Origin of the sequence: Mesorhizobium sp. M7A.F.Ca.US.014.04.1.1, assembly GCF_003998745.1 — a bacterium.
Taxonomy (GTDB): Bacteria; Pseudomonadota; Alphaproteobacteria; order Rhizobiales; family Rhizobiaceae; genus Mesorhizobium; species Mesorhizobium ciceri.
On record NZ_RZRW01000266.1, the window covers coordinates 1 to 7,871 of the forward strand.

Sequence of the window (7,871 nt, forward strand, 5' to 3'; positions counted from 1 at the left end):
GTGTTGCGCGAACTGTACGCGCAGCGCGCCGAAGCGCTGTTCCTCGAGGTCGACGAGACTAATGTCGCGGCGATCGCGCTTTATCGCCGGCTGGGCTTCCGCGAGGTCGGCAAGCGGCCGAATTACTACAGGTCGGCCGAACACGGACCGACCGGCGCGCTTGTCATGCGCCGCGATCTTCGCTAGCGAGACGGCCGGGATGGGGCGATGATCAAGAAAATCAGGATTTTCCTGGCGCTGGGCCTCGTTGTCGCCGGTTCGCTGGTCCTCGTGCCGTTACAGATACTGTCGATGAAGACCGGCTGGTGGCCGGAAACCTTCATCCTCAAGATCTGGCACAGGCTGATCATCAGGGCGCTCGGCATGCGCATCCATGTCAAGGGGACGCTGTCCGACAAGCGCCCGCTGCTGGTTGCGTCCAATCACATCTCCTGGACCGACATCATGGTGCTCGGCTCTTTTGCCGACGTAAAATTCATCGCCAGGGCTGATATGGAAGGCTGGCCGCTGATCGGCATGCTTTCGAAGCTGCAGCGTACCGTGTTCATCGAGCGCGAGCGCAAGCGTTCGTCGGGCGACCAGGCAAGCGAGATTGCCAGCCGCATGGCCAAGGGCGATGCGATGGTGCTGTTTGCCGAGGGCTCGACCGGCGACGGCAATATGGTCCTGCCGTTCAAGAGCACGCTGTTCGGCGCCGCCTCGATGGCGATTTCGGAAGGCGCGGCGGAACAGGTGTTCATCCAGCCGGTGGCGATCGCCTATACGCGTCTGCACGGCGTGCCGCTCGGCCGCCGGCATCGCCCGCTTGCCGCCTGGATCGGCGATGAGGATTTGATGCCGCATCTCAAGGTATTGCTGGCGGAGGGCGCGCTCGACGTCGAGGTGCATTTCGGCGAGGCAATCGCCTTTTCCAAGGGTTCGAACCGCAAGGAGACGTCGAAACTGATGGAAAGCCAGGTGCGTGAGATGATGCAGGCGGCGCTTGCCGACCCGCGGCCGAGCCGCTAGCCCCGGCATGCCCTTGCTGGCGCGGGCCGAGAATCGTCTGTTTTTTGTCACGGAAAGGCGTTAGAAGCCGCCTTATGGACTTGAACACGATAGAAAGCGACGACATCGGCACTATGGCTGGACAGCCGGCAGTGCTTTCCACGGCAGCGAAAAAAGTCTTCATCAAGACCTATGGCTGCCAGATGAACGTCTATGATTCGCAGCGTATGGCCGATGCGCTGGCTGCCGACGGCTATTCCGCGACCGATGCCATTGGCGAGGCGGACCTGGTGCTGCTGAACACCTGTCATATCAGGGAGAAGGCGGCCGAAAAGGTCTATTCCGAGCTCGGCCGTATCCGCGACATGAAAGCCGAGCGTGCCCTGGCCGGCCGCGAGATGCTGGTCGGCGTCGCCGGCTGCGTGGCGCAGGCCGAAGGCGCCGAGATCATCCGCCGTTCGCCGGCCGTCGACCTGGTCATCGGCCCGCAGACTTATCACCGGCTCCCCGACGTGCTGGCGCGGGTGCGCGGCGGCGAAAAGATCGTCGAGACCGACTACGCCATCGAGGACAAGTTCGAGCATCTGCCGCAGTCCAAGCGCGCCGAGGTCATCAAGCGCGGCGTCACCGCCTTCCTCACCGTGCAGGAAGGCTGCGACAAGTTCTGCACCTTCTGCGTCGTGCCCTATACCAGAGGCTCCGAAGTTTCCCGGCCGGTGGCGCAGATTGTCGCGGAGGCTGAGCGCCTGGCTGAAGCCGGGGTGCGCGAAGTGACGCTGCTTGGCCAGAACGTCAATGCCTGGCATGGCCAGGGCGAGAACGGCCACGAGTGGGGCCTTGGCCGCCTGCTGTTCAGGCTGGCCGAAATCCCCGGGCTGGCGCGTCTGCGCTACACCACCAGCCACCCGCGCGACATGGATGACGAGTTGATAGCGGCCCATCGCGATCTGCCGGCGTTGATGCCCTATCTGCATCTGCCGGTGCAATCGGGCTCCGACCGCATCCTCAAGGCGATGAATCGCCGGCACACGGCGAGGGATTATCTGGCGCTGCTCGACCGTATCCGCACTGCCCGGCCTGACATCGCGCTTTCCGGCGACTTCATCGTCGGCTTTCCCGGCGAGACAGAAGCGGATTTCGAGGCGACCATGGAGCTGGTGCGTCAGGTGAATTACGCCTCGGCCTTCTCCTTCAAATATTCGCCGCGCCCCGGCACGCCAGGCGCCGAAATGGCCGATCATGTGCCGGAAACGGTCAAGGACGAGCGCCTGCAGCGGCTGCAGGCTCTGCTTGTGAAGCAGCAGCAGGACTTCGGCTTGAGCCTCATCGGCAGCACCATCGACACGCTGATCGAGAAGCCCGGCCGCCAGGCCGGCCAGAAGGTAGGCCGCTCACCTTGGCTGCAGCCGGTTATTGTTGATGAAAAGGCCGGCGAAATCGGTGACATTATCCAGGTGCGAATCACGAAGACGGGCTACAACAGCCTGTTCGCCGAATTGGCCTGAGGGTCTCGGCAGATGAGGAGAGACGGTTGAGCGCAGCAGAGCTGAAGAACCTGCCCCCGGTACCGGCATCTGGGGCTTCTGACATGGCGCACATCGTTCTGACTTTCGACAACAACAAGCTTGCCAGCGCCCTCTATGGTCAGTTCGACGAAAACCTCGCCCGGCTCGAGCAGAAGCTTGGCGTCGACATCCGCTCACGCGGCAACCAGCTGACCATCAAAGGGTCCGCTTCTGCCGCCGAGCAGGCGCGCCGCGCCCTGGACAATCTTTACGGCATTCTCCAGAAAGGCGTCGATATCGGCCAGTCCGACGTTGACGGCGCCGTGCGCATGGCGATTGCCGCCGACGATCAGTTGACCCTGCCAACGCTGGAACGCAAGGGCAAGGTCTCCGCCGCCCAGATCGCCACCCGCAAGAAGACGATCTATGCCCGTTCGCTCAACCAGGACGCCTACATGCGGGCGCTTGAACGGTCGGAACTGGTGTTCGGCATCGGCCCGGCCGGCACCGGCAAGACCTACCTGGCGGTGGCGCACGCGGCGATGCTGCTCGAGCGCGGCATGGTCGAGCGCATCATTCTCTCGCGGCCGGCGGTCGAGGCCGGCGAGCGGCTGGGCTTCCTGCCCGGCGACATGAAGGAGAAGGTCGATCCCTATCTGCGGCCGCTCTATGACGCGCTCTACGACATGATGCCGGCCGACAAGGTCGAGCGCGCCATTGCCGCCGAAGTGATCGAAATCGCGCCGCTTGCCTTCATGCGCGGCCGCACGCTGGCGCATGCCGCCGTTATCCTCGACGAGGCGCAGAACACCACGCCGATGCAGATGAAGATGTTCCTGACGCGTCTGGGCGAAAACTCGCGCATGATCGTCACCGGCGATCCGACCCAGATCGACCTTCCCTCGAACACCAAATCGGGTCTGGTCGAAGCCTTGCGGGTGCTGGACGGCGTGGCGGGCGCGGTCACCGTGCGCTTCAACGACGGCGACGTGGTTCGCCATCCGCTGGTGGCGGAAATCGTCAGGGCCTACGACCGGGACGCCAAGCTGGCGCGTGGCCTCGGCGCCGAGAATTGATGTTGGCGATGCGGCTTCATGCCTGAGGACATAATATCCGGCGACGGGAATATTCCCGTCGACATCGACATAGCGGTTGAGGCGGGCAACTGGCCCGACGAGGCAAGCCTGACGCGGCTGGTCGATCGGGCCGTTAAGGCGGCTTTTGCCGAAACCGGCGTGGCGGGCCGTTCCGAACTCAGTCTCGTTTTTTCCGACGACGCCCATATCCAGGTTCTCAACGCCGGCTGGCGCGGCAAGGACAAACCGACCAACGTCTTGTCTTTCCCGGCTTTTCCGTTTGCGCAGGGCGGTCCGTTGCCGCCGATGCTGGGCGACATCGTGCTGGCCGCCGAAACGGTCGCCCATGAAGCGGTACTGGAAGACAAGCCTGTCGAGAACCATATCACCCATCTCGTCATCCACGGCCTGCTGCATCTGCTGGGCTACGATCACGAGACCGAGGCCGAGGCCGAGGCGATGGAAGCCGTCGAACGCGCGGCGCTTGCAAGGCTTGCCATTCCCGACCCCTACGCGTAACTACATCTGACCAATTGACCGGACGACGATGAACGACAAACCAGAGACTGCCGCCCGCCCCGACGCCGGCAGTGCAACCAAGGCTTCCGATACGTCGGAAGAGGGATCAAGTCCGAGTACCGTTGCCTCTGGTGCTAGCAGTACCTCTGCTGCTGCCGGCACCTCTGGTGCTGCCAGCATCGGCAGCGCTGCCAGCGAGACATCGCCTGCCGGTCCCTCCCTGTTCGACCGCGTTCTTGGCCTGTTCAGGCAACGCAACGGAACCAGCCTGCGGGAGGAAATCGCCGGCGCGCTTGCCGAGACAACGAGCGATGCCGGCGCCTTCTCGCCCGGCGAACGCGCCATGCTCAACAACATCCTGCGGCTGCGCGAAGTGCGCGTCGAGGACGTCATGGTACCGCGCGCCGACATTCAAGGGGTCGAAATCACGACGACGCTCGGCGATCTGCTGGGCACCTTCGAGCAATCCGGCCATTCCCGCATGCCGGTCTATTCAGAGACCCTCGATGATCCGCGCGGCATGGTCCATATCCGTGATGTGCTGGCCCACATCACCAAGATCGCGCGCGTCAAGAAGGGCCGCTCGACCAGGAAAGCACCCGTCGCCACGGTTCTCGATCTCGCCCAGGTCGATCTCGCACGCACCATTGGCGACCTCAATCTGATCCGCCCGGTGCTGTTCGTGCCGCCGTCGATGCTCGCCTCCGACCTGATGGCTCGCATGCAGACGACGCGCACGCAAATGGCGCTGGTCATCGATGAATATGGCGGCACCGACGGCCTTGCCTCGCTGGAAGACATCGTCGAGATGGTGGTCGGCGACATCGAGGACGAGCATGACGACGACGAGCCAATGATCACCCAGAGCGGCGACGGCGTGTTCATCGTCGATGGCAAGGCCGAGATCGACGACGTCGCCAAGATGATCGGCGGGGATTTCGCCGCCGGTGAACATGGCGAATATGTCGACACCATCGGCGGCATGATTTTCAACACGCTTGGCCGTGTTCCGGCCCGCGGCGAGGTGGTGCAGGCCATACCCGGTTTCGAATTTCACGTCCTCGACGCTGATCCGCGCCGCGTCAAGCGCGTGCGCATCGTGCAGAGCCAGAAGGGTGAGCGTCGCCGGCGTGCCACGGCGCGCACCGAACAGGCGTGAGCGTTTCGCTCGCACGATGACTATCGACGACCCGTTCAAGCATCCAAGTCTGGGCTCTGGTGTTTTCTACAAGGATCCGCATGCCGCGCTGGACTGGCTCGAGGCGGCTTTCGGCTTCGAGCGCAGCATGGTGGTCAGCGATGCCGAGGGAAAGCTCATCCATGCAGAGATGCGGTTCGGCGACAGCTACATCATCGTCGATTCCGAATGGAGCGATTACGTCGCCAGCCCGGCTTCGCTCTCGGGCAAGAACACGCAGTCGATCTATGTCAGGCTGAAGGGTGGCCTGGATGCGCATTGCGAGCAGGCGCGGGCGCTCGACGCTGATATAATCCAGGAGCCGGCGGATCAGTTCTAGGGTGAGCGCCAGTATCGTGCACGCGACCCCGAGGGCCATGTCTGGACCTTCACGCAGACCATCCGTTCGGTTCAGCGCGAGGAGGCCGAGCGGCTGGGGGGCGTTCAAATCGAGGGTTGGCACCGGTAGGCAGGGCCGGAGCTGTGCATCTCAGCTAGCCCATGCGCCGTTTGGAGCGCGGAGCGCAGCCTGTTAAATCTTGTGTCCTGATTCGCGACTCGGAAGTATGCATGGAGCGCCTCACCGGCCGGATAATTCTGCTTTGGGGTTGGCGGCGTGCGCTCGTGGCGTTTCTCGCAGGCGCCCTCGCGGTGCTTGGGCAGGCGCCTTACGACTTCTTCGCCGCCTGTTTCGTCTCGTTCCCGCTGCTGGTCTGGCTGCTCGACGGCGCCACCGGCGAAGCTTCAGGCAGTCTGTTCCGGCGTCTGCGGCCGGCTTTCGCCGTCGGTTGGTGGTTCGGTTTCGGCTATTTCCTCGCCGGCCTCTGGTGGATCGGCTCGGCGCTGCTGGTCGAGGCCGACAGCTTTGCCTGGGCGCTTCCCTTCGCGGTGGTCGGCATTCCTTTCATGCTCGCCTTTTTCTACGGCTTTGCGGCAATCGTTGCCCGGCTGCTGTGGAGCAACGACATTGGCCGCATCGCCGCCCTTGCCTTCGGCTTCGGCCTGGCGGAATGGCTGCGCGATTTCCTGTTCACCGGTTTTCCCTGGAATGCCGTCGGCTACGCGGCCATGCCCGTGCCGCTGCTGATGCAGAGCGTCTCGGTGACGGGCATGATCGGCATGAACGCGCTCGCGGTGTTCGTCTTCGCACTGCCGGCACTGCTGGCGGCACGTCGGCACCTGCGCCTCGGCGCGGCACTGTTTGTCGTGCTCGTCGCTGCCCATGTCGGCTTCGGCTATATCAGGCTTGCCGCTCCCGAATCGCCAGCTTCACGCAGCCTGGATGTCCGCATTGTCCAGCCGGCCGTGGACCTGTCGGAAAAATGGGATGCCTCGGTGCGCGACCGCATCTTCGCGGTCCTGATGGGGCTCTCGGGCAAGGCGCCGGATCCAGGCCATCAAAAGCCGCAACTGATCCTGTGGCCCGAAACCTCGGTGCCGTTCCTCTTCACCGAGCGTCCGGACGCATTGACGGCGCTGGGGGATATGCTCGGACCCGGCCAGATGCTGATTGCCGGCGTCGTCCGCGAGGAAGGCGGCTCGGCCGCAAATGCCGACAGCCGCTACTACAACTCCGTGGTGGCGATCGACGACAAGGGTGAAATCACGGACGCCGTCGACAAGGTTCACCTGGTGCCGTTCGGCGAATACCTGCCTTTCGCCGATCTGCTCCAGCGTTTCGGCATCGAGCAACTGGTTGCCGGGCCGATGAGTTTCGCGGCCGGCAATGAGCGGCACGCCATCACGCTACCCGACGGCATCCGTGCGCTGCCATTTATCTGTTATGAGGTGATCTTTCCCGATCTTGTGGCAGTTGACGCTGCGTCAGCGCAGCTTATTGTGAACGTTACCAATGATGCGTGGTTCGGCGACACGCCGGGTCCGTATCAGCATTTCAGGCAGGCCCAGATCCGTGCGGTGGAAAATGGATTGCCATTGGTGCGTGCCGCCAACAACGGCATCTCGGCCGTCGTCGATCCGCGCGGGCGCATCGTCGATGCGCTTGCTATCGACGCGCGCGGCGCCATCGATGCCCACATACCGATTTCCGGACAGGCGCTCATATCTCCCGGCCAACGGCGCATTAACGGAATGCTGATCATGTTGCTGTTTGCCGTTGGGGCAGCGCTGTTGAACGTAAGGCAAAGGCTACGGGTGAATTGACAGCCAACACATTAGAAACTCATACTGTAAGTGCCTGAAAATTTCTCGAAGCCGGTGGATCGTTCTGTTGGGGCAGTTGCCTCCGGCTTTGTTTGGGCAGGAAAAAAAATAGAGAAAGCCGAAAAAATTCGGCGAGGAAAAAATGACAGAAGATAACAAGAAGAAACCGAATCCGATCGACATCCATGTTGGCAGTCGCATTCGGCTTCGCCGCAACATGCTTGGAATGAGCCAGGAAAAGCTGGGAGAAAACCTCGGCATCACATTTCAACAGATTCAGAAATATGAAAAGGGCACCAACCGCGTCGGCGCCAGCCGTCTGCAGGCGATCGCGTCCATACTCGGCGTGCCTGTCGCTTTCTTTTTTGAGGATGCGCCCGGCCAGGAGCCTGTGGCGGGCCGTGGATTTGCCGAGGACGCCTCGATGGCTTTCGCTGTCGAATT

8 protein-coding genes and 1 pseudogene are annotated in these 7,871 nt (G+C 62.8%); all 9 read left to right on the forward strand.

Going from position 1 to position 7,871, the window contains the following annotated elements; genetic code table 11:
• A partial coding sequence (locus EOA22_RS18225) for a GNAT family N-acetyltransferase (RefSeq protein ID WP_348629495.1) occupies positions 1-186 on the forward strand: 186 nt, incomplete at its 5' end.
• Positions 187-207: 21 nt separating this feature from the next.
• Positions 208-1,008 carry a 1-acyl-sn-glycerol-3-phosphate acyltransferase gene (locus EOA22_RS18230; RefSeq protein WP_063169990.1) on the forward strand — a complete coding sequence of 267 codons (801 nt, stop codon included), beginning with the start codon at positions 208-210 and terminating at the stop codon, positions 1,006-1,008.
• 113 nt (positions 1,009-1,121) lie between these two features.
• Positions 1,122-2,492: a tRNA (N6-isopentenyl adenosine(37)-C2)-methylthiotransferase MiaB gene (gene miaB / locus EOA22_RS18235; protein ID WP_244514371.1), complete on the forward strand. Its 1,371-nt coding sequence runs from the start codon at positions 1,122-1,124 to the stop codon at positions 2,490-2,492.
• 83 nt (positions 2,493-2,575) lie between these two features.
• Positions 2,576-3,568: a PhoH family protein gene (locus EOA22_RS18240; RefSeq protein WP_023758127.1), complete on the forward strand. Its 993-nt coding sequence runs from the start codon at positions 2,576-2,578 to the stop codon at positions 3,566-3,568.
• 18 nt (positions 3,569-3,586) lie between these two features.
• Positions 3,587-4,087 carry an rRNA maturation RNase YbeY gene (gene ybeY / locus EOA22_RS18245; protein ID WP_013527905.1) on the forward strand — a complete coding sequence of 167 codons (501 nt, stop codon included), beginning with the start codon at positions 3,587-3,589 and terminating at the stop codon, positions 4,085-4,087.
• 28 nt (positions 4,088-4,115) lie between these two features.
• A complete protein-coding gene (locus EOA22_RS18250; protein ID WP_063169992.1) occupies positions 4,116-5,246 on the forward strand; it encodes a hemolysin family protein in 1,131 nt (376 codons plus the stop codon).
• A 16-nt stretch (positions 5,247-5,262) separates the two neighbouring features.
• Positions 5,263-5,733 (forward strand): annotated as a pseudogene (locus tag EOA22_RS18255) (VOC family protein).
• A 101-nt stretch (positions 5,734-5,834) separates the two neighbouring features.
• Positions 5,835-7,427 carry an apolipoprotein N-acyltransferase gene (gene lnt, locus EOA22_RS18260; RefSeq protein WP_063169993.1) on the forward strand — a complete coding sequence of 531 codons (1,593 nt, stop codon included), beginning with the start codon at positions 5,835-5,837 and terminating at the stop codon, positions 7,425-7,427.
• A 142-nt stretch (positions 7,428-7,569) separates the two neighbouring features.
• On the forward strand, positions 7,570-7,871 hold a 302-nt coding region (locus tag EOA22_RS18265; protein WP_164755610.1), incomplete at its 3' end, for a helix-turn-helix transcriptional regulator.